Annotated in this window: 21 protein-coding genes and 2 riboswitches; of the genes, 4 read left to right on the forward strand and 17 right to left on the reverse strand. The window is 27.6% G+C overall.

Translation table 11 applies throughout. The features are described from left to right. Positions 1–11: 11 nt before the first annotated feature. From JW646_RS07945 to JW646_RS07985, 9 genes are all read right to left on the reverse strand, one after another. A complete protein-coding gene (locus tag JW646_RS07945; protein WP_228417218.1) occupies positions 12–1,217 on the reverse strand; it encodes a molybdopterin molybdotransferase MoeA in 1,206 nt (401 codons plus the stop codon). Between the two features lie 161 nt (positions 1,218–1,378). Further along, positions 1,379–1,516, reverse strand: a riboswitch (molybdenum cofactor riboswitch). After that, a complete protein-coding gene (gene mobA, locus JW646_RS07950) occupies positions 1,515–2,090 on the reverse strand; it encodes a molybdenum cofactor guanylyltransferase (protein ID WP_228417220.1) in 576 nt (191 codons plus the stop codon). (Overlaps the previous riboswitch by 2 nt.) 55 nt (positions 2,091–2,145) lie before the next feature. Beyond that, on the reverse strand, positions 2,146–3,180 hold the full coding sequence (locus JW646_RS07955) for a molybdopterin-binding protein (protein WP_228417222.1): 1,035 nt from the start codon (positions 3,178–3,180) through the stop codon (positions 2,146–2,148). A gap of 278 nt (positions 3,181–3,458) precedes the next feature. Continuing rightward, positions 3,459–3,944 carry a hypothetical protein gene (locus JW646_RS07960; RefSeq protein WP_074919649.1) on the reverse strand — a complete coding sequence of 162 codons (486 nt, stop codon included), beginning with the start codon at positions 3,942–3,944 and terminating at the stop codon, positions 3,459–3,461. Between the two features lie 447 nt (positions 3,945–4,391). Continuing rightward, positions 4,392–5,084 carry a hypothetical protein gene (locus JW646_RS07965; protein ID WP_074919650.1) on the reverse strand — a complete coding sequence of 231 codons (693 nt, stop codon included), beginning with the start codon at positions 5,082–5,084 and terminating at the stop codon, positions 4,392–4,394. Positions 5,085–5,184: 100 nt separating this feature from the next. Next, positions 5,185–5,877 (reverse strand): metallophosphoesterase, encoded by a 693-nt coding sequence (locus JW646_RS07970; protein WP_074919651.1) that lies wholly within the window; start codon positions 5,875–5,877, stop codon positions 5,185–5,187. 56 nt (positions 5,878–5,933) lie between these two features. Beyond that, positions 5,934–6,734 carry a GTP pyrophosphokinase gene (locus tag JW646_RS07975; RefSeq protein ID WP_074919652.1) on the reverse strand — a complete coding sequence of 267 codons (801 nt, stop codon included), beginning with the start codon at positions 6,732–6,734 and terminating at the stop codon, positions 5,934–5,936. A 49-nt stretch (positions 6,735–6,783) separates the two neighbouring features. Next, on the reverse strand, positions 6,784–7,695 hold the full coding sequence (locus JW646_RS07980) for an MBL fold metallo-hydrolase (RefSeq protein WP_148557009.1): 912 nt from the start codon (positions 7,693–7,695) through the stop codon (positions 6,784–6,786). 21 nt (positions 7,696–7,716) lie between these two features. Continuing rightward, entirely contained in the window at positions 7,717–8,448 is a 732-nt protein-coding gene (locus tag JW646_RS07985) for a YkgJ family cysteine cluster protein (RefSeq protein WP_228417224.1), read from the reverse strand. A 90-nt stretch (positions 8,449–8,538) separates the two neighbouring features. Between JW646_RS07985 and JW646_RS07990 the strand changes: the two genes are divergently transcribed. The 3 genes from JW646_RS07990 (at position 8,539) to JW646_RS08000 (ending at position 10,818) form a co-directional block, all read left to right on the forward strand. Continuing rightward, the gene (locus JW646_RS07990; RefSeq protein ID WP_074919655.1) at positions 8,539–8,790 is read left to right on the forward strand and encodes a hypothetical protein; all 252 of its coding nucleotides are present in this window, start codon (positions 8,539–8,541) and stop codon (positions 8,788–8,790) included. 406 nt (positions 8,791–9,196) lie between these two features. Then, positions 9,197–9,526, forward strand: coding sequence for a hypothetical protein (locus JW646_RS07995; RefSeq protein ID WP_074919656.1), 330 nt, complete (start codon positions 9,197–9,199; stop codon positions 9,524–9,526). Positions 9,527–9,906: 380 nt separating this feature from the next. Beyond that, positions 9,907–10,818 (forward strand): manganese-dependent inorganic pyrophosphatase, encoded by a 912-nt coding sequence (locus JW646_RS08000; RefSeq protein WP_228417226.1) that lies wholly within the window; start codon positions 9,907–9,909, stop codon positions 10,816–10,818. A gap of 212 nt (positions 10,819–11,030) precedes the next feature. Here JW646_RS08000 and JW646_RS08005 read toward each other — a convergent pair whose 3' ends face one another. The 5 genes from JW646_RS08005 to JW646_RS08025 form a co-directional block, all read right to left on the reverse strand. Next, positions 11,031–11,555 carry a peptidylprolyl isomerase gene (locus JW646_RS08005; protein WP_074919658.1) on the reverse strand — a complete coding sequence of 175 codons (525 nt, stop codon included), beginning with the start codon at positions 11,553–11,555 and terminating at the stop codon, positions 11,031–11,033. A 339-nt stretch (positions 11,556–11,894) separates the two neighbouring features. After that, positions 11,895–13,187 (reverse strand): M18 family aminopeptidase, encoded by a 1,293-nt coding sequence (locus JW646_RS08010; protein ID WP_228417228.1) that lies wholly within the window; start codon positions 13,185–13,187, stop codon positions 11,895–11,897. A gap of 11 nt (positions 13,188–13,198) precedes the next feature. Then, positions 13,199–15,439, reverse strand: coding sequence for a DNA helicase PcrA (pcrA, locus tag JW646_RS08015; RefSeq protein ID WP_228417230.1), 2,241 nt, complete (start codon positions 15,437–15,439; stop codon positions 13,199–13,201). A gap of 315 nt (positions 15,440–15,754) precedes the next feature. Then, a riboswitch (cobalamin riboswitch) is annotated at positions 15,755–15,929 on the reverse strand. A 91-nt stretch (positions 15,930–16,020) separates the two neighbouring features. Beyond that, a complete protein-coding gene (locus JW646_RS08020) occupies positions 16,021–17,808 on the reverse strand; it encodes a VWA domain-containing protein (RefSeq protein ID WP_148557004.1) in 1,788 nt (595 codons plus the stop codon). Between the two features lie 18 nt (positions 17,809–17,826). Next, the gene (locus JW646_RS08025; RefSeq protein WP_187359238.1) at positions 17,827–18,753 is read right to left on the reverse strand and encodes an AAA family ATPase; all 927 of its coding nucleotides are present in this window, start codon (positions 18,751–18,753) and stop codon (positions 17,827–17,829) included. 349 nt (positions 18,754–19,102) lie between these two features. On the opposite strand from JW646_RS08025, the gene JW646_RS08030 reads away from it, so the two are divergent. After that, positions 19,103–20,218: a 4-hydroxybutyrate dehydrogenase gene (locus tag JW646_RS08030; protein ID WP_148557003.1), complete on the forward strand. Its 1,116-nt coding sequence runs from the start codon at positions 19,103–19,105 to the stop codon at positions 20,216–20,218. A gap of 43 nt (positions 20,219–20,261) precedes the next feature. On the opposite strand, the gene JW646_RS08035 is transcribed toward JW646_RS08030, so the two are convergent. The 3 genes from JW646_RS08035 to cobU are packed head-to-tail and all read right to left on the reverse strand — an operon-like array spanning position 20,262 to position 22,210. Beyond that, entirely contained in the window at positions 20,262–20,870 is a 609-nt protein-coding gene (locus JW646_RS08035) for a histidine phosphatase family protein (RefSeq protein WP_074919664.1), read from the reverse strand. 9 nt (positions 20,871–20,879) lie between these two features. After that, entirely contained in the window at positions 20,880–21,647 is a 768-nt protein-coding gene (gene cobS / locus JW646_RS08040; RefSeq protein WP_074919665.1) for an adenosylcobinamide-GDP ribazoletransferase, read from the reverse strand. Positions 21,648–21,652: 5 nt separating this feature from the next. After that, a complete protein-coding gene (gene cobU, locus JW646_RS08045; RefSeq protein WP_228417232.1) occupies positions 21,653–22,210 on the reverse strand; it encodes a bifunctional adenosylcobinamide kinase/adenosylcobinamide-phosphate guanylyltransferase in 558 nt (185 codons plus the stop codon). Positions 22,211–22,228: the final 18 nt, after the last annotated feature.

The following is a 22,228-nucleotide window of genomic DNA, read 5'->3' on the forward strand; positions in this document are numbered from 1 at the left end:
ATTAGCCTCTCCTATATAAGTATAATATCTACTTCATCTCCTTTTAGAAGTTGTTTCGTTCCAGGTTTTATATCTATTAAACAGTTACATCCTAACATAGAAGCCATCATACCCGGAGAATGTCCACCTTGGGGAAGATATACTTTATTATTTTTATAAATCCCTCTTACAATTCTCCTTCCTTTACTTTCTTTTAAAAAATTACCTTCCATAACAGATTTTATCCTTATTTGCTTTAAATCTTCATCTCCACTTAATTTATATATTAGTTCTTTTCCCATTATTTCAAAAGTAGCTATGGCTGCAAAAGGATTTCCTGACAAAGAAAGTATTGGCGTTTTTTTATATATAGAATATATTGCAGGTGTTCCTGGTTTCATTCTTATTCTCCAAAACAATCTGTCGGCATTTATTTTATTTATAACTTCGTGCATTATATCTTTTTTTCCAACAGATACGCCTCCTGTAGTTATTATCACATCTACTTTATCTATCAAATTATTTATTTCTTTACTTACCTGACAGACTTCATCTTCTATAATTTTAGAACTAACTATTTCACATCCAAAGTCCATAAGTCTCATCGAAATAGTTATTCTATTGCTATCATAAATTTTACCTTTAGATAATGGTTTGCCTGAGCTAACAATTTCATCCCCGGTGCTGATTATCCCTATTCTAGGTTTTCTTTTTACTAATACTTGTGTAATTCCCATAGTAGCTAGTAAACCAATATGTATGTATGTTAATTTTTCACCTTTAGAAATTAACTTGCTTCCTTTTTTTACATCCTCACCAGCAAAACAATAATTTTCATATTTTTTTAGTTCAGAATAAATCTCTACTTCTTCCATACTATAATTAGTATTTTCCTGTCTAATTACGCAATCTGCACCTTCAGGTATTTCTGCACCTGTCATGATTCTTATTGCTTCATTGTTTTTAACTGAAGTACTTATATTTCCTCCAGCAAAAACTTCATCTACAACTTTTAGCTTTATAGGATTGCTTTTACATGCACCTACAGTATCTTCTGCTCTTAATGCATATCCATCAAGAGGCGACCTATTAAAAGGAGGTTGATTTATTGGAGCATAAATGTCTTCTCCTATTATCCTCTCTCTACATTCTTCTATCTTTATTAACTCTGTATTATTTATTTGATTTACCGACTCTTCTATAACTTGCAAAGCAAACTCTAACGCAATATTTTCCATAGATAATCTCCTTCTGATACAAATTAAAATTTATATAATTTACTTATAACTTATAATACAACACATTATGTTTAAAGATTTTTAAACAACTAAAAAAACTATGTCCTCTTGTTATTAAAAAGAAAACATAGTTAAACAGAGCTAAAGCTATAAATATATCCTTAACTAAAAATAAATTCTCTTTTCAAACAATGGAAGGCTAGCATGTTTCCATACTAACCCGAGGTAAATATAATTTACCTGGCTAGATATCATAGATTGTTATCCTTAGATATGTTAGCTTGAGAATATTAAATTTTATTTATTATAATATCTAATTAACTGGTCATATTCCTCTGGTGTATTAATATTTTTAAAAACATCATCTGATAGGTTTGTATTTTCTAATGGTAACTCAACAAAATTACTGTTACGAATTAATTTTAAAGGTTTATACTCCTTGCTATTTATCAATTCCTCCATAAAATGAATAACATTTTTTGAATATATAGCTCCTAACGGGTATAATAGTCTACCCTTAGAAAAAAGTACAATATCTACATTTTTTTTCATATTTAACCGTAATTCATTTATTAAATCCTTATTTATAAATGGCATATCACATGCTGTTATAAATAAATAATCTTCTTTGCATTTTTTAAGAGATGAATACATTCCTCCTATAGGACCAATCTCATCATAAGTATCTACTATAACTGATAATCCCATTTCTTCATATTTTTTAATTTCTTCTGAAGAAAATCTTTTGTTAACTGATAAATATATAGTAGAAAAATTGTCTAGGACACTTACTATTCGTTCTAAAAATGTTTCCTCGTCTATTTTTAAAAGTCCTTTTATATTACCTCCCATACGTCTATTTTGTCCACCCATAAGTATTAAGGCCCCTATGTTCACAGTATCACCTCTATATTTCTATTATAAATTTCTATATCCCTTTACCAAATCCACAGTTTGGATAGTTGCAAACATCACAATTTAAGCATAAACCACCTAGTCCCAGTTTACTTAAATCATCCTTAGTAATTTTTTCATCTGCCATAATACGAGGCAAAATTAAATCAAATATAGTTCTTTTTGCATACATAACACATCCCGGAAGGCCAATAATAGGTATTAATTTATCATTATTTTTATAATATGACACTAACATCATTGCTCCCGGTAGCACTGGAGCTCCATAACTAACAATATCTGCACCTGTATCTTTTATAGCCTTAGGAGTTTTATCATCAGGATCAACACTCATTCCTCCTGTACATAAAACCATATCTGCACCTTTTTTAATAAATTCTAAAATTGCATTTGTTATATTTTTAGGGTTATCATTTACAATAGCTTGTCCAAGTACTTCCACATCAAACTCTTCTACCTTTTCAGTTACTACAGGTCCAAAAGTATCTTTTATTCTCCCGTAAAATACCTCATTACCTGTTGTTACAATTCCAACTTTTTTATGTACAAAAGGCTTAATACTAAGTATAGGTCCATCACAACATAACTCTTCTGCCTTTTTCATTTTTTCTTCTTCTATTATTAATGGTATTATTCTTGTTCCAGCTAATTTGTCTCCTTTTTTAACAGGAAAATTTTGATGTCTTGTTGCTATCATCATTTCCCCAAGAGCATTTACTTCTCTAAGTTTATCAACATTTATTTTAAATAAACCATCTATACTTGCAGAAAGTTCTATTTTACCTTCTTTTACATCCGATTCTTCCATATATTCATTTTTGCATATATTTTTTAATATAATCGCTGCCTCATTTTCGTGAAGCATGCCCTCTTTCTTCTCCCAAACATATAAATGATCTTTACCTAAAGATAGTAAAGTGTCTATATCCTCTTCTTTTACCACATGTCCTTTTTTAAAAGCGACTCCCTTTACCTTATCCTTAACTATTTGAGTTATATCATGGCATAAAACATGGCCTACAGCATCTTTAGTCTTTATCTCTTTCATTAATTCTCATTCCCCTCTATAAATTTACAACCCCTGTGTTAATTCCTATTTTTACGTATAAAAAAAGACAGATTGTTAATTCATATTTTATATATACTAAGCAGAATATATAGAATATTTATAATCTGTCTAAATTTTACTTTTCTAAAAGTGTCTTTTAGGTTCTTATTAAAATAATCTTTCTAAATAAATTGTAATTATTACAATTTTCATTGTCAATTTAATAATTTAAATTTGTAAAAATAATCTAAAATATTAGATAAAAACTATCATTTATATTAACAGTAGTATTTAGATGCCCCTGCTAATTGTCTTTTTGAAATAATTTTAGCCAAATTCTCTAAAACAGCAATAGTTGTTTCTTTAAAACTGACAACAAATACAAACTTAAAATCTGTAAATTCATCGTTAATGCTGTAAATATCACAACAGCATCTTATATTATCCACTAGATATATTTCTTGCAGTTCCGCCTCAATTTCATCAGTGGTATCTTTTAGGAAGGCTCTGACATCTTCAAAGAATAATTCGAAAAATGATTCATCTATTTCGCCAGCAGATTCTTCAATAAGTTGTTTTGCTAACTCTTTTGAAAATATGCTTTCAGCAAGCTTACAGTCAAATACCATTATACCTTTTTGATTTATAGTATTTGATATATCCTGTACAAAATCTATATCTTGTCTGATTTCTAATATATCTTTAACTTCCCTACTATTAACATTAAACTTACCTTTTTTATTCTTTAATTTAAGTTGTATCATAATCTTCGCCTCCTTTTCTAATAATTAAAACTTGATTACATACTATTAATTATCTTTTAGATGTCCCAATTTTTAATCTTAGCTCTATTGTCATATTTTATGTCTTTATTATAATTATACCATTACCTCTTCTTAAATTAACTGTAGGTTATTTTAAGAATTAGCTTTTATAAGTACATAATATTTTTAACCCTTTTACCTTATCTATTTTATCATTACTCTCTAACATATCTATTTATATGTTAGTAAATAATCCTATATTTATGAAAAAATAATTATATCATATAAATAAGTATAAATCAAAAGGACAGTAATAACTATCTTATTTTTCGTAAAAATTAAATACTATTAATCAAATGTACCTTGCTACTATATTCTTTAATACTTTTAATCTGTTATTTTACAAAAAACCCTATGATTATCTATAAATAACCATAGGGCTTTTAATTACTCTTCTTTAATTGTTTCTTTTAATTCATTAATCTTATTTTTAAAACTTGTAATTTCCTTATCTGATAACTTTAGATACTCAGTTATCTTATTGATATAAATAGGGTTTTTTGTGTCTATTAAGTTTGATGAGCTTTCCATTGCTAAAGTTCTTAGTTCATAAGTTTTTCTAACATTTACTTTTGCTCTGTCTAAAATTTGAGTATATTCATCTTTAGATAAGGTTGGAACTTTCATATTATCGTATATTTCTACCACATCTTCACACATTTCTTTTGCATAAACCACATCGTCTTTTATTTGTGTTAAATTCTCCAACCCTTTTTGCAAATTATTAGTGTAAGGAAGACATTCTCTCATAGGTATTAAAGCAATTCTTTCAATTGAATAAATATCTTTCTTAAATTCGTCTATTTTTTGCAAATCTGATTTTTTTATATCTTGTTTATTATAAATAGTTTGTGTATTATGTTGATCTAAATAAGTTTCTAACACTAAGTCATCTTCAAAGTCTAAAGTATCTTCTAAAACTCTAAGACCACTTAAATATATATTTGTGATTACCATTGTTGTCGATAAAACAATATAAATACTTCCATAAATACAGGCTCTTTTAAAACTTTTATAATTTTTAAATAGCACTGTAAGTGGTATAAGATATAAAAGTATGAATACTAATATCCATCTCATTTATTAACACTCCTTTTTGAATTAAGTAAAATTGCTAATATTCCCCACTTAATTTATTTCTTGACATTATGTTTTATAGTATTTACATTTTTCTAATTTCTTACTCCATTATTTTTATTGGTTTAAAGTCTATATAATCACTTGAAGCCAATATATACTCCACATTATTTCTTTCTCCTTTTAGACCCATTTCAAAGGACTCCGTTCCATGAAGGTGACCATATGCAACTTTTTTAACCCTGTACTCTTCAAAAATCTTTGTGAATTCTGATTCTTCAAGTTTGTCATTAGTCGGTGGATAATGAGTTATAACTACTAATTCTTCGCAACCATCTTTTATAGCTGCTTCTAAAGACATTTTCAATCTTAGTTGTTCTCTTTTATATATTTTTTCATCATTCTCATCAAATTTCACTTCATTGGGACAAAGCCATCCCCTAGTACCACAAATTCCAATATTTCCGTATTTATAATAACTATTTTGTAAAAAAGTAATTTTTTTATAAGCTGATTTCAATTTACTTAGTGATGACCACCAAAAATCGTGATTTCCTTTGATAAAAATTTTCTTACCTGGTAAGTTATCAATTATATCTAAATCTTCCTTTGCCTCTTTCATATTCATAGCCCAAGAAGTATCCCCTAATACTAGTACTGTGTCATCTTCTTTTATAATTTCTTTCCAATTGTCTATTATTTTATTTTGGTGATTGTCCCAGTTATCTCCAAATATATCCATAGGTTTATTTACCGATGTGGAGAAATGTAGATCACCTATTGCATATAAACTCATACTTTCATCCTTCCTTATTTTAAAAAGCTGCCTTAAATTAATTAAGACAGCCCCCACTAATCATTTCTTTTTTTATTTTTATAATACTGTAGTATTTCTCCTATTTCTTCTTTTAATGCTACAATTTCTTTAATATCTCTTTGACTATCTATTCTATCAAGTCTTCTTTGATAATTTATAGCTCTACTAATTTCACCTAAATCATATAGTTCTTGTATCTTGACTAAAACTTCTCTAATTGTAAGTGATTTTGCTTGATACATAACTTGAGCTTTCATTATTTCTTCTCGAATTTCGCTCATTTCTTGGTCTAATAAAAATGCAGCATCTGCAGCCCTTCTAAGTCTATTGGCTACATCTTCTGGTATGTAATGTTCATATTTATATTTTAAAGAATGCTCTATAGTTGCCCAAAAGTTCATGGCTAACGTTCTTATTTGAATCTCGCACAATATTTCTTTATACCCTGCTATAGAGTTAATCGGATAATTAATTATAACATGATAACTTCTATATCCACTATCTTTAAAGTTAGTAATATAATCTTTTTCGTATACTACAGTCATGTCAGTTCTTGATTTTATTAAATCTACTAAAGTATATATGTCTTCTACAAACTGACACATAATTCTTATTCCAGCTATATCTTCAATTTCTCTTTCAATATCTTCAGCTTCTAATCTATTGGCTTTAGATATTATGGATGATATTTTTTTTGTCCTACCTGTAACAAATTCTATAGGAGAATATTCACCCTTTGTAAGAAACTCTTTTCTTATATTTTTAAATTTTATTTTTAGTTCTTCAACCGCATGTTCGTAAGGAGCTAATACTTCATCCCATTTTTCATACTTCATATTATTCACCCTTTATACTAGTTTCAAATCATATATATTTTAACATAATTTATGCTTTTTTAGAATAATAAAGCATTTCTCCCAGTTCTATACTATAATTTATCTGATTTAAATCACATAGATAACTAATTATAGATACTATACTACTTCTAAAAAAGTGATACTCCGTATAATTGCAACTTAAATTATTATTAATTATTATATTTTTTAATATATTATCTATAGTTATAGGTAATTTTAACAAGTCTTTCACCTGACTCACATATTTATTGATTGCGTTTCGATGAGCATCTATAATACTTTGACTATCTGATTTTGAATAAGCGTCTTTCCCATGACCTAAAACCATAAATTCAAAATCCATATTTTCTATTCTATCAATAGAATTTAAATATTCTTTTACATCGTATAATAAAAGCAGTTCGAACTTATTTAATATGTGACTTCCTACAAATAAATCCCCCACAAATAAAACCTTATCTTGCGTTAAAATTCCAATACTTCCTTCACTATGTCCTTTTAGTTTAATTATCTCAATTTTTTTATTATTTAATACTATATTACCTTCTTCAATTGTATCATCCACTTTAGTTACATTGTTTTTTTCTTCAGATACTTTAAATTTCCAAAATTTATTAGTTCTTCCCCCCACAGTATAATCTGCAAATTTCCTAGGATTATCTATAAATATCTTAGCTTCTGAAGATGATAATATTTGGATATTATTATCAAGTTCTTTTAGTTTGCTACATCCACCATAATGATCCCCATGCTCATGGGTATTAATAATATATTTTATATTCATATTGTTTGCCTTTAGCAGGTCCACCATCTTGGTTGGCCTTATTCCTCCAAGACCTGGGTCTATTATCAATGCCTTATTATCATCCAATTTAATTACACCTGTATTTGTCCCCCCCTTAATGTAATAAGTGTTTCCATTTATATTTGTTAATTTCACTTATCCCACCTGCCAATTCTTTTATTTAATTAGTATTCTTTTCAGTCTACTTATTGTTCTTTTTGATGTATCTCTTTCCTTAGAAATCCTTACTTTAATATTATAAGACATGTTTTGGTCTAATAGTGAATCAATAAAATATTCTACAACTCCTCTATCTCTAAATTCTATATCAATTACTCCCTTTGAGAAAAGGCTCGAGTCTAAAACCATTATATTATCAGCAAAATTTAATCTTTCACTTTTAGACAAATATTTATTTTCTGGCATAAATTCTTCACAATATTTTATTTTGTAATTTACTACTTCATCACTTATATTAATACCATATTTAACTTTCATAATATTTTTGTACTGTTTATTTTTATCTGTCACATCTTTTAGATTTTTATTATAATCTTCTTTTTTCCAATGACCAAATAGCCTACAATTCAATGGTCTTACTTCATAAATTTTACATCTATTGTTTTCATCTTTGAAAGGACAACTTTTCTTTTCCATAAACTCTAAAAAATAATAATCTATTATTCTATCAATAGATTTTTTTCTTAGTTCACTCTTATCTTGTAAATAGTTAAATATGTTTAAAAATTCTATTAAATTAATTCCTACAGATTCCATACAGCAGTTTCCACAGCCTGTACACTCACCCTTTGGTAAAGTATCATATATATTATTAAGCTTTTCAAATAGTTGATTTTTTTTAGCATAATCTATGCTTTTTAAAATATCTGTATTATTTATACTAGCCATTGTACATTCTCCTTGTTATAATTATTAGGTTAATACAAAAACTTATTATATCACATTTATTACTATAAATTGTAGGAGGTATCTTACTAAATGAACAGATATACAAAAATAATCAATATGATGGAAAGTTATTTCACTAAAGATTTTGATAAGGCTAAAAAAGGAATAACTAAAACTAGAGAAGTAAAAGAAGAAACTGTTAAAAAAGCTTTCTTAAAAGGAAACACTGAAGTTTTAGTTATATTTGAAGATTCTGGACGCGAAATACTTATTGACGATTTTTCTTCAGATGAAGATATAAAAAAATATTTAGGAGCTTCTTTCATAAATCCTAGAAGATAATAAAAATTCCGAAAGTTATCATACTTTCGGAATTTTTATTTTTAATTGGAAAAACAAAATTATATAAAATATCAATATAAATAACACCTTATTCATATAATTAAATGGATTTTTTTATTTTTCATGTATAATTTTTCATTTCAAAGACAATAATACTAATGTAATTTAAATATTTAACTCAATCTCCCCCAATATAAGCTTTCATTTCCCCAGTGGAAGCTACGTTTTTTGCTAAATAGAGAAGAATAAATTTATTCTTCTCTATTTTTTTATTAAAACAATTTTATGTTATTATTTTAGCAATCATTAAGTATATAAATTAAATTTTTGTTGATAACTTATGATAATATAATTTATATTGTATACTAAGCATATGAATATAAATACTTATTTGAGAGGTGAAACAATGATTAAAATAGGAAAATTAAAATTAGATAGTGATTTTGATTACAGAATAATAAGAGAAGAAGATAATGATGTAGATTTGTATATAGATATAAATTATAGATGTGTAGATATAAATGTTGGTGAGTCAGAAATATTTAACTCTAGAATTCAATTTCCATATGTTAGGTCTATTCTCCTAAGAATCAATAAAGAAGACCACTTAATGACGGTGCATCTTATGAGAGATATAGATTTATTTTCTGCTTTTGCAAACTTTGAAGTAGATTTTTCTAATAGTATTTTTAAAATTAAAAACCTTCAAGAGAAAGTTATTATAAGTAAAAATTAATAAAAAAAAATTAAGGGGGCCTTAACAGGCCCCTATTTTTATTTATTTCTTTATTTATAATTCAATTGTAATACCAAAATTTTCTCGTGTCAAGAAATTTTCTGAATATTTTAAATTTTTTGTTTTATATGTATTATTTTTTATATATATTGATAAATTTTTAACGTTAACATATAATAATTTATCAATTCTTTGTTATTACATCTATAATAATCGACAATAATAAAATTATCATCTATTAAGATTATTGTCAGTGTTACCAAGATTTTGATATAATTATTGTTATATAAAATAATATCACATATTAATTACCCTATGTGATGTTAATAAAAATACAATAAATTAATTACTATTCGTAATTTATGAGAGGAGTTTTATATATGAGTTTATTTGTTTTTGGACATAAAAGTCCTGATACTGATTCAATATGCTCAGCAATATCATTAGCATATTTAAAAAAACAATTAGGTACTGAGGCTAAAGCTTATGCTTTAGAAGAGCCTAGAAAAGAAGCTAAGTTTGTTTTAGACTATTTTAAAGTAGATGCACCAGAGGTATTACCAGTTGGAGCAATAAAAGGACAAGACGTTGCTTTAGTAGATCACAACGAAGTTGCGCAGACTGCCGATGAAATAGCAGAAGCTAATTTAGTAGAAGTAATAGACCATCACAAGATAGGATGCCTTTCTACTGATCTTCCAATATCCGTAAGAATGATGCCTGTTGGATGTACTTGTACAATAATCTACAGCTTATATAAAGAAAATAATGTGGAAATACCTTATGAAATAGCTGGATTATTATTATCTGCAATATTATCAGATACTTTAATATTCAAATCTCCAACTACTACTGAAAAAGATAAGGAAGCAGCTTTAGCATTAGCTAAAATAGCTAAGGTTGACTACGAAAAATATGGAATGGAAATGTTTAAAGCAGGTACTTCATTAGAAGGATTCTCTATAGAAGAAATAGTAAACATGGACTTCAAAGAATTCGACATGAGCGGTAAAAAAGTTGGTATAGGACAAGTTATGACTTTAGATATAGATGCAGTTTTATCTAAAAAAGAAGAATTTTTAACTTATATAAATGCAACTGAGTTTGATATGTTAGTACTTGCTATAACTGATATAATAAACGAAGGTTCTTACCTAATATACAAAGGTGAAGATAAAATAATATCTGAAGCTTTCAATGTAAATGCTACTCAAGGTGTATTTGCTGAAGGTGTTGTTTCAAGAAAGAAACAATTAGTACCTAAGTTAACTGATGCAGTTAAAAATATATAGTTCAAGTATATAAAAATACAATTTATTAAAAGCAAAAAGTGACACAGATTAATCTGTGTCACTTTTTATTTTTAAATCATTATATCGTAATAATATTATTACAATGGTTTGTTTCTTCTGGTGTTTGTGTTTTGTTTTTAGGATTTACTTTAAATATTGTAAATCATGTAGCACCAGTTGTAAATAGTATTTATTTCTATTTTTTACATTTATTACATTTTTTCTACTTCTGGATAATCAACTCCGAACTTTTCAACTGTCATAGTTTTTATCTTTTGATCAGCTTTAGGTCTATCTCCTCTATCAACCGGAGTGTCTGCTATTTCATCTACTACATCCATTCCTTCTATTACTCTACCAAATCCAGCATATTGTCCATCTAAGTGTGGAGAGTTTTTGTGCATGATGAAGAATTGAGAACCTGCACTATTAGGCATCATAGTTCTTGCCATAGAGATTACGCCTCTATCATGTCTTAAGTTGTTAGCAAATCCGTTGCTATTAAATTCACCTTTTATTGAGTATCCTGGTCCGCCCATTCCAGTTCCTTGTGGGCATCCGCCTTGAATCATGAATCCTCTTATCACTCTGTGGAATATAATTCCATCATAATAATGATTATCTATTAAGCTTATAAAGTTATTTACTGTGTTAGGAGCTATATTAGGATATAACTCAACTTTTATAGTTTTTCCACTTTCCATTTCTATAGTTACTATAGGATTTTTATTTTCCATATTTATACCTTCTTTCTTTGGTTGTTATGTATTTTCATATATTATTATATACTAAGTTATAAAAGAATAACTACTCTATTATTATTTTACCATATTTAAAACAATTAATTAATGTTTGCGTGGATAACTCTGCATTTTTATCCACACTATCCACAGCCATTAAATTTCAAAATTTCCTACTATATTTCAAAGTTTTTATTTATATATAAAATTAAAACATTACGTTTTATTACCATTTTATCCACATAGTTATCCACTTATCTACAACTTATTAACATTTTATTCAGTCTTTATCCACATTTTCATCTGTAATTTACAGAATTTTTCACCATTATTCTTTTATATCTGATAAAATTCGACAAAGGTCTTATATATATTAAAATGATCTTCTACACTTCCAAGTTCTCTCACTGAATGCATAGATAATATTGGACTACCAATATCCACAGAATTAATGTCTAAATGTGTTGATGAAATTGGCCCAATTGTGGATCCACCTCTTTCATCAGATCTGTTCACAAATTGTTGATATTTAACTCCGCATTTTTCGCATATATTTTTATATACTCCTGATGAAAAAGCATCACTTGTGTAGGCTTGATTTGCACTAATTTTTATTACAGGCCCACCACCCATAATAGGCTTGTTTGTTGGGTCATGCTTTTCAACAAAATTTGGGTGAAGAGCATGAGCTAAATCTGCAGATATCATAAAAGATGAATAAATAGCTGAAAAGAATTCTTCTCTATCTTTGCCTAAACTTATGCAAATTCGTTCCAATAGGTTTAGTAACATATTAGAGTCAGCCCCTTGCTTCGTAGAACTGCCTACCTCTTCATTGTCAAATATAGAAGCTATATTTATACCATTTTTTCCTTTTGAATCTATTAACCCATGTAAACTTGCATGAGCCATAGACAAATTATCAAGCCTAGAAGATGATATAAACTCTTCACTTGGTCCAATTATATTTCCTTTTTCATATTCATATAAATACAAATCAAAATCAAGAATTTCCTTTTTATCCACATTTAGTTCTCTACTTATTTCATTTAATAGAAAATCATCTTTTTCTAGTGTATCATTGATTAATCCAACTAAAGGCAATGTATCTTTTTGCTTATTAAACTTATATCCATCATTTATACTTCTGTTCATATGAATAGCTATATTTGGTATTATACAAACTGGGCGATTTATATTTATTATCTCTTGTCTTGGACATAATACATTTTCTGATTTTAATACTACTCTGCCTGCAACAGCCAATGGTCTATCAAACCAAGTACTTAGTATAGCACCGCCATAACCTTCAGTATTTAATTTCAAATATGAATTTTCCACAGTCATCTCTGCATTAGGTTTAATTCTAAAGGTTGGTGAGTCACTATGAGACCCTATTATTCTAAATCCATCTTGAATATTGTCAGAGTTTATTACAAAGGCTGTTAATGAAGATGAATTTTTAGTTATAAAATACTTTCCTCCAACTTTAAGTTTCCATTTCTCATTCATTTTCAGTTCATTAAATCCATTTTTTAATAATAAATCTTTGCTAGTCTCAACTGCATTAAATGCAGTTGGACTATCATAAATATAATCTATTAAATTCTCAGCAAATTGTTTTTTCATAACTCCTCCTATTAAACTAAATCTAAAGTCGTGTATTCTTTATTTATAGTTTTTATACCTTGGTTATCAAAAGCTATAGTCACATCTGGACCTTTTAAAGCTACTACTGTTCCCAAGCCAAACTTTGGATGATGCACTTTAGCTCCAAGTTTTAAGTCATCTATATTACTTTCATTTGATGTATTTTTTATAGTAGCATTTGCTTTTTTAGCAACTTCAACCTTATTCATATTATTCATTTTATATTTTTGAGTATATTTATCAAGAATATTATAATTTGCCTTAGAAAAAGATAATTCTTTTTGGTCTTTATTTAATCTTTCTATACAATCACCTGGTAATTCCTCTATAAATCTAGATGCAATTGAAGGATTAGTTCTTCCATATAAAGTTCTCTTTCTTGTTAAAGTTAAAAATAATTCTTCCTTTGCCCTAGTTATTCCAACATAGCAAAGTCTTCTTTCTTCTTCTATATCACTATCTCTCATTGATTGTATCGCTCTAGCAATTGGGAATATTTTTTCCTCCATTCCCGCTAAAAATACTACTGGGAACTCAAGACCTTTTGAAGAATGTATTGTCATTAAAGAGACTCTATCTTCAGATTCTTCCTCGCTATCTGGTTCAGCACTAAGAGCTATTCCTGTTAAAAATGTTTCTAAACTCTTATCATCGCTTGAACTTTCAAATTCTAAAGCTACTGATATAAGTTCTTCTAAGTTTTCTAATCGATCTTCTCCTTCGTTATTTTTTTCTTTTAGTAATTCATCTTTGTATCCTGTTACATCCAATACTTTTTCAATAACTTGACTGACAGTATATACATCTGTAAAACTTCTTAATGTAGACATTAAATCTACAAATTCACTTATACTAGCCCTAGCTTTTCTTGATATATCAGAATTATCTTCTATGTCAATTAATACGGAATAAATACTCTCTTCTTTTAAGCTGGCTCTGTCTTCTATTTTTTCTATAGTTCTAAGGCCTATTCCCCTTCTAGGAACGTTTATTATTCTTTTTAAAGATATATCATCTTGAGGGTTTTGTATTACTCTAAGATAAGCTATAATATCTTTTATTTCTTTTCTTTCATAAAATTTAATACCACCATAAATATTATATGGTATTCCTGCCCTATTTAATGCATCTTCCACAGAACGAGCTTGTGCATTGGCTCTATATAAAACTGCAAAGTCTTTATAATACCTATCTTCATATCTTTTCATATATGATATAGTATTTACTATAAAATCACCTTCATCAATTTCATTTTCTGACAATTGGATTTTTATTAGCTGTCCTTCTTTTTTATCGCTCCAAAGTCTTTTTCTTTTTCTTTCTGTATTATTTGCAATAACATGGTTAGCTGCATCTAGTATTACTTGTGTTGATCTATAGTTTTGCTCAAGTTTTACTATTTTAACATTGTCATAATCCCTTTCAAATTCTAGGATATTTCTTATGTCAGCTCCTCTCCAACCATAAATACTTTGATCATCATCTCCAACAACACAAATATTTTGGTGTTGTTTAGCTAATAATTTTATTAATTCATATTGTGCTTTACTTGTGTCTTGGTACTCATCTACCATTATGTATCTAAATTTATTCCTATAAAAATCTAACACATCTGGACATTCTTTAAACAGTTCCACTGTTTTCATTATTAAGTCATCAAAATCTAAGGCACTATTTCTTTTTAAACGATCTTGATACAGTGCATAAATTTCTCCTACTTTTGTTTTAGATATGTCACCTTCATTTAATTTTAAGAATCTTTTAGGAGAATACAATTTATCCTTTGCATTAGATATGCAACTTAATACATATTTAGGATCAAATGCTTTATCGCTAATATCTAATTCTCTCATACAGTCCTTAATTAAAGTAACTTGGTCTGGACTATCATAAATTACGAAACTTCTATTATAGCCTATTTTATTTATACTTTTTCTAAGAATACGAACACAACAAGAATGGAATGTTGTAATCCACATTTCCTTAGTGTCTGTTCCTTCTAAAGTTTCTTCTACTCTTTCTCGCATCTCATTTGCAGCTTTGTTTGTAAATGTTATAGCTAAAATATTTTCAGCTTTAACATCTTTATCTTCCATAAGATAACCAATTCTAGTAGTTAAAACTCTCGTCTTTCCTGATCCAGCTCCAGCAAGTATTAAAACAGGTCCCTCTGTATTTTCTACCGCTTCTCTCTGAGCTGGATTTAATTTTTCTATTATATCTGAAATCATATATATCCTCCTATAATGCTCATATAAATATATTTTAATCTAATTCTATTTTTTCTTCAAACTCCATAATACTATAATAATTCCCATGAATAAAATATAAAATACTTAACCTGTAAATTATCATAAAAAAAGACCTTAGGATTTTGGAGAATCCTAAGGTATAGGTTAAGGGTTATTCTATTTTCAAACTATTTTGAAATAAAATAGGTTGAGGGCTTATTCAAGTTCATAAGAACTAAAAAGTGCCTAACTTCAAGTTAGGCACAATATCTTCAAATAAAAATTTTTATTAAGATATTTCTCCTACCCCGAAGAAATCACTTTATATTGTAGGCAGGTCTCCTGGCTTTGCTTCATTCTACTCCTTTCCCTTCCCATGTTTCCACAGTGGTTAAAAGTTTCGTCCACATTACAGTAGCGGGGGCTGCAAAGGTATCTCACCTTTTTCCCTATTAATCTTAGTTTAAGAACCTAAAATACTTTAATTAATTTAATTTTTTAACTAAGATAAGTATAGCACATACAAAAGAATATTTGTTAATTTTTAACAATTATTTTATTTCATATTTTGCTAAAATATCTTAATTTTTTATTATTTTTTTCAAATACATCGCAACTATATCAGAAAATCTTTCTATATCCTTAGTGTAAATAAAATCCTGACCATAAATTATTTTTTCTGCTTCTAAATCTTTTTCTTTCCCAGTGAAAACCCCTAATACAAGTATTCCCTGTTTTCTCGCCTTTCGAACTTCTAAAGCCGTATCTTTTACTGCTATCATTCCTTTATAAGAAGCCTCTCCTCTTAAACTTCTTGATCTATCTTTTCCTATTTTCACATCATTTGGTTTACCATCACTAAGTATTATAAGTATTTTATTTTCTTCTTCTCTTTCTAATAAAGAATCACTTGCTGCCTTTATTGCTAGTCCATCTCTATTATTTCCTGCTGCAAAATACTCAAATATATTTTCACAAGAATTAATATTATCATTATAATCTCTATATCTTTTTAATATAGTATAATCTAAAAAACTTAAATATCCCATAACTCTGTTGGGAATTCCAACTGATGTAAGAGCAGTAGCAATTATATATGCCTGTATTGCCACATTAAACTGGTTTCTACTTTGTGAACCACTGGCATCAAGTAATATATCTATAACATACTTTCCTTTTTCATTTCTTATATCCTTATAAAAAACTTTTGAATTGTTGCTTCTTCCTATTCTCCAAGCTCTATTGGCACAAATAGTTCCTCCGTCGGAATAAATTCTATCAATAGCACTTTCCTCTATTAATATTCTTGATATGCTTTCTTTTAATTTATTAATACTTCTTTTATGTAGTTTAATATTATTTCTATATTTGTATAAATTGTTTTCTTTTTGTCTCGTAACATATTTTAACTGAAAAACATTGTTACATTCACTACGTAATACTCCATCCGTAAAATGAACCCTACACCCTTCATGAACATCTCTACAATGTTTAGTTTCAATTTTCCTTATTTCACTTTCACTTAGAAATGCTTTACCATAGTAATATTCTACTTTATCATATATTTTTTGAGCCATAACTTCATCCACATATATAACTCTATTTGAGGATTTTCCTAGATCTCCACTACCCATTTCACCTAAGTTTTCAACTAGCATGGTATTACTTATATTATTAATTTCACTTTCTATGGTTTCTATTTCCTCATCCATATATAACTCCTCATACATAAAATCTGAGAAAGTATCAAAGTCCACATTTACATTTTTTATATCTTGTTCATTTCCTTGTGAAATTTCTCTTTGAGAGTTTATTATAAACTCAAAATAAGTTAAATAAATTTCATCTAATCTTTTTAAGATATTCATCAAATCATCGTTACAATCAATAGATTTTATATCTTTCATTATTCTTCTTGTCAAACCATCCACTGCAGGGTGTCTGTTCATAGCTTGAAGTATAAATGTATATCTTAATGTCTGTAATATATCTTCTTTATTAATTTTACTATAATTCACAAGAATGTCTTTGTATGCTTTGCTTCTTATTTCCTCAACTCCTGGCCTTTCATTTATCACTTTATCTTCTACTACAGAATTAAGCACAAGTTCAATCAAAGTATATAAAATATCTTTATCGTAGGATTTTTTTATTCTACTGATTATATATTTTTTAATTATATCCCAATCTAAGTACTTTCTTCTTGCTCCAGCAATTATACCAAAATACAAAGAAACATCTTTGGATGAATAATCTTTTTCACTTGAGTCTATATCTTCCTCGTACATACCACAAACTGTCCATGCCAAATTATTTACTCTATTTTCAAATTCGTAGTTATTATATATCCAATTAGTATTTCCACTCATTTTATCACCTACTTCAGGTTATTTTAAATTAGGAAATATATCTTTACTTTCCCATTTCTCTGGTATTCTTGTCCTAATAATATCATCCACAATTTCTTTTTCATAAATATCAAAAGTTTTTCCTGTAAGACCCATATTAATAGCAAGGGTTGGTCTAAGTCCTCTTTTAATAGTTTTTAAAGCACCTATTAATCCTCTTAAATCAATTGCCTTTGTAGATATCTCTCCATTTTGAGATTTTAATTGTAAATCTAAAAAAATTCCTGCAAATTGATTTAATTTTTCTTCATCAGTACAAGGAAATTCTCTTTTCAAAATCATCATTAATTTATCTTCGTTTACTGCTGGAATATCTATTACTAAAAATCTAGAAACTAAGGCCTCGTTTAATTCTTTTGTACCTGCATATTCATAGTTCATAGTACCTATAAATCTAGTTGCTGGATGAAGGTTTATTCTTTCATATCCTGGCACATCTATTACTCTTCTGTAATCTAGTGCAGAATGAACAACAACTATTGCGTCATTTTTAGCCATATTTATTTCATCAAAAACACCAAATCCACCATGAATGGCACATTCATATACAGATCCTCTTCTAAGTTTCACTTCATTATCTATGAAAGTATCTGTTCCAATTAGTGATGAACTATCTGTGTTTATATGGAAGGAAGTGTTCCACTGAGGCCTTCCAAATATCTCTGATAAATTATCCGAAAGTAAGTTTTTCCCCGTAGCCTTAGGCCCAGATAATAATATATTTTCTTCTTCTAAAATAGCAGATATACACATGGACAAAATATCTTCACCAATATAAAACGCCGGCGATTTTGTCACCCTGTGCTCTACTTCTTTATCAACTTTAAATTCTTTTCTAAAATGTTGTACATCCTCTATAAGAGACTCACTTACCCCTTGAATTCTTAAGTTTTCTATTATATCCATAATAATCTCCTTTTGTAAGTAATACTTCTTATTATTATATCCTTTAATTTTGCACTTAATAAAAGTATAGTCTATTTGTTTAAAATTCAGTAATATTTTTAGCACTTAATAATAAAAAAGAGTTGCAAGATATTTTTTGATTTATCTTTTTCAACTCTTTAATTATATATTTATATTGCTATTTCTTTATTATTTACCAAATCAATAATTATAGTTGATTAATTATAAAACCTAACAATTAACTTTTTATTTACACATATCTTTCACAAATAATACTACTAAATATATTATGATATAATTATCATAATACAATTCATAATAAAAATTGAATTATTAGAAAGGATTACATATGAAAAGTTTTAAATTATCTCCAGAAATACTTACTTTTAATAAGTGTGAAGAATTTTGTTTAAAATTCAATATAAATAAAAGTGACTTAATAATAACAAATGAATATATTTACAAACCATTTTTCGAAAATTTTATTGAAGATGCTAATGTAGTATACAGAAGAGACTTCGGTAGTGGAGAACCTACTGATATAATGGTTGAAAAAATATATGCTCAAGTTAAAGAGACTGATTATAAAAGAGTTATAGGAATTGGTGGAGGAAGTATTTTAGATGTTGCAAAACTTTTTGCTTTAGAAAAATTTTCACCTGTTTGTGATTTATTTGAAAAGAAATTTGAACCTGTCAAAAATAAAGAACTAATACTTATTCCTACGACTTGTGGTACTGGTAGCGAGGTTACTAATATATCTGTACTTCATTTAAACTCTATAAACAGCAAATTGGGTCTTGCTCATGATTCAATTCTAGCAGACTATGCAGTGTTAATCCCTGAGCTATTAAAGGTTTTACCTTTTAAAGTTTTTGCTGCAAGCTCAATAGATGCTCTTATTCATGCAATCGAGTCTTTTGTATCTCCAAAAGCTTCTATTTTTACAGAAATGTACTCTATAGAAGCTATAAAAATGATTATTAATGGATTTAAAAATATTGTTGATAATGGAAGAGATGATTTGAATAATCTTCTAGATGACTTCTTAATCGCTAGCACTTACGCTGGTATAGCTTTTGGTAATGCCGGTTGTGGAGCTGTTCATGCAATGAGTTATCCTTTAGGTTCAATTTACCACGTTCCTCATGGAGAATCTAATTATGTTTGTTTTACAGAAATTTTTAAAACATACGAAAAATTAAATCCAAGTGGAAAAATCCAAAAACTCAATAATATTTTAACCGAAATTCTTAATTGTTCTGAGAAAGAAGTCTTTGAAGAATTGGATAGTCTACTTTATGAAATACTTCCAAAGAAATCTTTAAAAGGCTATGGTGTCACAGAGGAAGATTTAGTATCTTTTACTGAAAATGTTCTTATTAACCAAGGTAGATTAATGGCAAATGCCTACACTCCCTTAAGTAAAGATATTGTTTATAATATTTATAAATCTTTATACTAATAATAAAGAGAACCTACTATCAAATTAGGTTCTCTTCTTAATTTTACATATTCATATATGATGTATCATTTAATTTATTAATTACCGCAAAGTTATTATCTACTTCTATCTCTGTTATAGACCCATTATCTATTTTAAAATTCCAATGATATTTATAATCATTACATATAAGATAAGAAATTATATTCCTAATTGTACCTCCATGAGAGCAAATTAATACTGTTGAATTATCATTATCATTTATAATTTTACTCATTTCATTTTTTACTCTTGTAAAGGTATCTTTCAAGCTCTCACCATTAGGATACTTATATTCAAATCCTTCTTTTATCATTTTTTCAACTTCTTCAGGATATTTTTCTTCAATTACTTTAAATGATAGTCCCTCAAAGTCACCAAAATTTATTTCATTCAATAGACTAGTCTCTTCAGTTTGAATGTTTTTAATCTCAGCCAATTTTTTCATTGTATCTTTTGTTCTAGACAAAGGTGTAGTGTATATTTTATCTATATCTTCATCTTTTAAATACTCTGCAATCTTATTTGCTTGTGACCTTCCTTTTTCACTTAATATACTATCTTTAAATCCTGACAAAGCTCCACCTTCATTACAAACAGTTATACCATGTCTTACCAAAATTAACTTTATCATTTCATCACCTTAAATTAGAATAGCTATATAGGAAAATAATAAAAATATTAATTCTCCTAACTCAATAGTACATCCCAATATATCTCCTGTTACACCATCAATTTTCTTATAAATATGATTTTTAAATAAATAATCAAATAACATTACTATCACAATTGATAATAATAATTTTATTATATTTAAAGTAGTTGATAAAAATAAGAATTTAGTAATAACTACAAGAATAGCAACAGTATATAATATTGCTGTTATAAACATACCTTTAGTTGCTTTACCAATAAATACATTTCCCATGCCTACTTTTCTTGGTGTCACAGTTTTATAAAGCATAACTATAACTCCCAAACGAGATATCATAGGCATAAATATAACTAAGCACATAAGGTTGCTATTTATAGCAGAATTCAATAATCCTATTTTTATTAATACTAAAAATAATATAGCTAGAAGAGAGTTAGTTCCCAATCTGGAATCCTTCATTATCTCCAACATTCTCTCTTTATCTCTGTTACTATATATGGCATCAAATGTATCTCCCAAGCCATCAATATGTAGACCACCCGTTAAAATAACTTCACCTGCTACAATTATTATAGATGTTATAAATGGATCAAATATTTGAATTGACAAACTTCCTATACTAAAAGAAATCAACCCTATTACAAATCCTACTAATGGAAAATACACTATGGATTTGTGAAACTCTTCATCAAATCCAATATCTGCTTTAATAGGTATTCTAGTCATAAACTGTAATAACCCTATAAATCTTTTCATAATTATCACTTCACTTTCATAGGAATTCCACTTACAACAAAGTAAACTTCATTGCTATAACTAGCTATTAATTGATTTGCTCTTCCAACAAAATCACCATATATTCTAGATAATTTATTTTCTGGCACAATTCCCATTCCAATTTCATTAGTTACTATTACAAAATATAAGTTTGTTTTTTTAACAGCTTCTAATAATTTAGTTATTTGTTCTCTTATATAATTTTCTAATTCATTTAATTCTTCAGAAGTAGCTTCATCAACTTCTATCCCCTGAGTAAACATTAAGTTATTCACCATAAGAGTTACACAGTCCATTATTACTGTGTCATGGTTTTTATTCAATTCTTCTACTATGGAATATATATCCTTATATATTTCATAAGTTTTCCAATTTTTCGGCCTACCTTCCTGATGTTTTTTAACTCGATTTTTCATTTCATCATCAAATGCTACTGACGTAGCAATGTATGCTGTTTTATTATTTTGTTTTATACAAAGTGATTCAGCAAAACTACTTTTACCTGATCTTGCTCCACCTGTAACTAAAATGATATTACTCATAATTGCTCTCCTTTAGAT

The organism is Terrisporobacter hibernicus (genome assembly GCF_020809405.1).
Lineage (GTDB): Bacteria > Bacillota > Clostridia > Peptostreptococcales > Peptostreptococcaceae > Terrisporobacter > Terrisporobacter petrolearius.

Excerpts from the sequence above, each read along its gene's own strand:
- JW646_RS07945 (WP_228417218.1), bottom strand. The coding sequence starts at position 1,217 with ATGGAAAATATTGCGTTAGAGTTTGCTTTGCAAGTTATAGAAGAGTCG.
- mobA (WP_228417220.1), bottom strand. The coding sequence starts at position 2,090 with ATGGGTGGACAAAATAGACGTATGGGAGGTAATATAAAAGGACTTTTA.
- JW646_RS07955 (WP_228417222.1), bottom strand. The coding sequence starts at position 3,180 with ATGAAAGAGATAAAGACTAAAGATGCTGTAGGCCATGTTTTATGCCAT.
- JW646_RS07960 (WP_074919649.1), bottom strand. The coding sequence starts at position 3,944 with ATGATACAACTTAAATTAAAGAATAAAAAAGGTAAGTTTAATGTTAAT.
- JW646_RS07965 (WP_074919650.1), bottom strand. The coding sequence starts at position 5,084 with ATGAGATGGATATTAGTATTCATACTTTTATATCTTATACCACTTACA.
- JW646_RS07970 (WP_074919651.1), bottom strand. The coding sequence starts at position 5,877 with ATGAGTTTATATGCAATAGGTGATCTACATTTCTCCACATCGGTAAAT.
- JW646_RS07975 (WP_074919652.1), bottom strand. The coding sequence starts at position 6,734 with ATGAAGTATGAAAAATGGGATGAAGTATTAGCTCCTTACGAACATGCG.
- JW646_RS07985 (WP_228417224.1), bottom strand. The coding sequence starts at position 8,448 with ATGGCTAGTATAAATAATACAGATATTTTAAAAAGCATAGATTATGCT.
- JW646_RS07990 (WP_074919655.1), top strand. The coding sequence starts at position 8,539 with ATGAACAGATATACAAAAATAATCAATATGATGGAAAGTTATTTCACT.
- JW646_RS07995 (WP_074919656.1), top strand. The coding sequence starts at position 9,197 with ATGATTAAAATAGGAAAATTAAAATTAGATAGTGATTTTGATTACAGA.
- JW646_RS08000 (WP_228417226.1), top strand. The coding sequence starts at position 9,907 with ATGAGTTTATTTGTTTTTGGACATAAAAGTCCTGATACTGATTCAATA.
- JW646_RS08005 (WP_074919658.1), bottom strand. The coding sequence starts at position 11,555 with ATGGAAAATAAAAATCCTATAGTAACTATAGAAATGGAAAGTGGAAAA.
- JW646_RS08010 (WP_228417228.1), bottom strand. The coding sequence starts at position 13,187 with ATGAAAAAACAATTTGCTGAGAATTTAATAGATTATATTTATGATAGT.
- pcrA (WP_228417230.1), bottom strand. The coding sequence starts at position 15,439 with ATGATTTCAGATATAATAGAAAAATTAAATCCAGCTCAGAGAGAAGCG.
- JW646_RS08020 (WP_148557004.1), bottom strand. The coding sequence starts at position 17,808 with ATGAGTGGAAATACTAATTGGATATATAATAACTACGAATTTGAAAAT.
- JW646_RS08025 (WP_187359238.1), bottom strand. The coding sequence starts at position 18,753 with ATGGATATAATAGAAAACTTAAGAATTCAAGGGGTAAGTGAGTCTCTT.
- JW646_RS08030 (WP_148557003.1), top strand. The coding sequence starts at position 19,103 with ATGAAAAGTTTTAAATTATCTCCAGAAATACTTACTTTTAATAAGTGT.
- JW646_RS08035 (WP_074919664.1), bottom strand. The coding sequence starts at position 20,870 with ATGATAAAGTTAATTTTGGTAAGACATGGTATAACTGTTTGTAATGAA.
- cobS (WP_074919665.1), bottom strand. The coding sequence starts at position 21,647 with ATGAAAAGATTTATAGGGTTATTACAGTTTATGACTAGAATACCTATT.
- cobU (WP_228417232.1), bottom strand. The coding sequence starts at position 22,210 with ATGAGTAATATCATTTTAGTTACAGGTGGAGCAAGATCAGGTAAAAGT.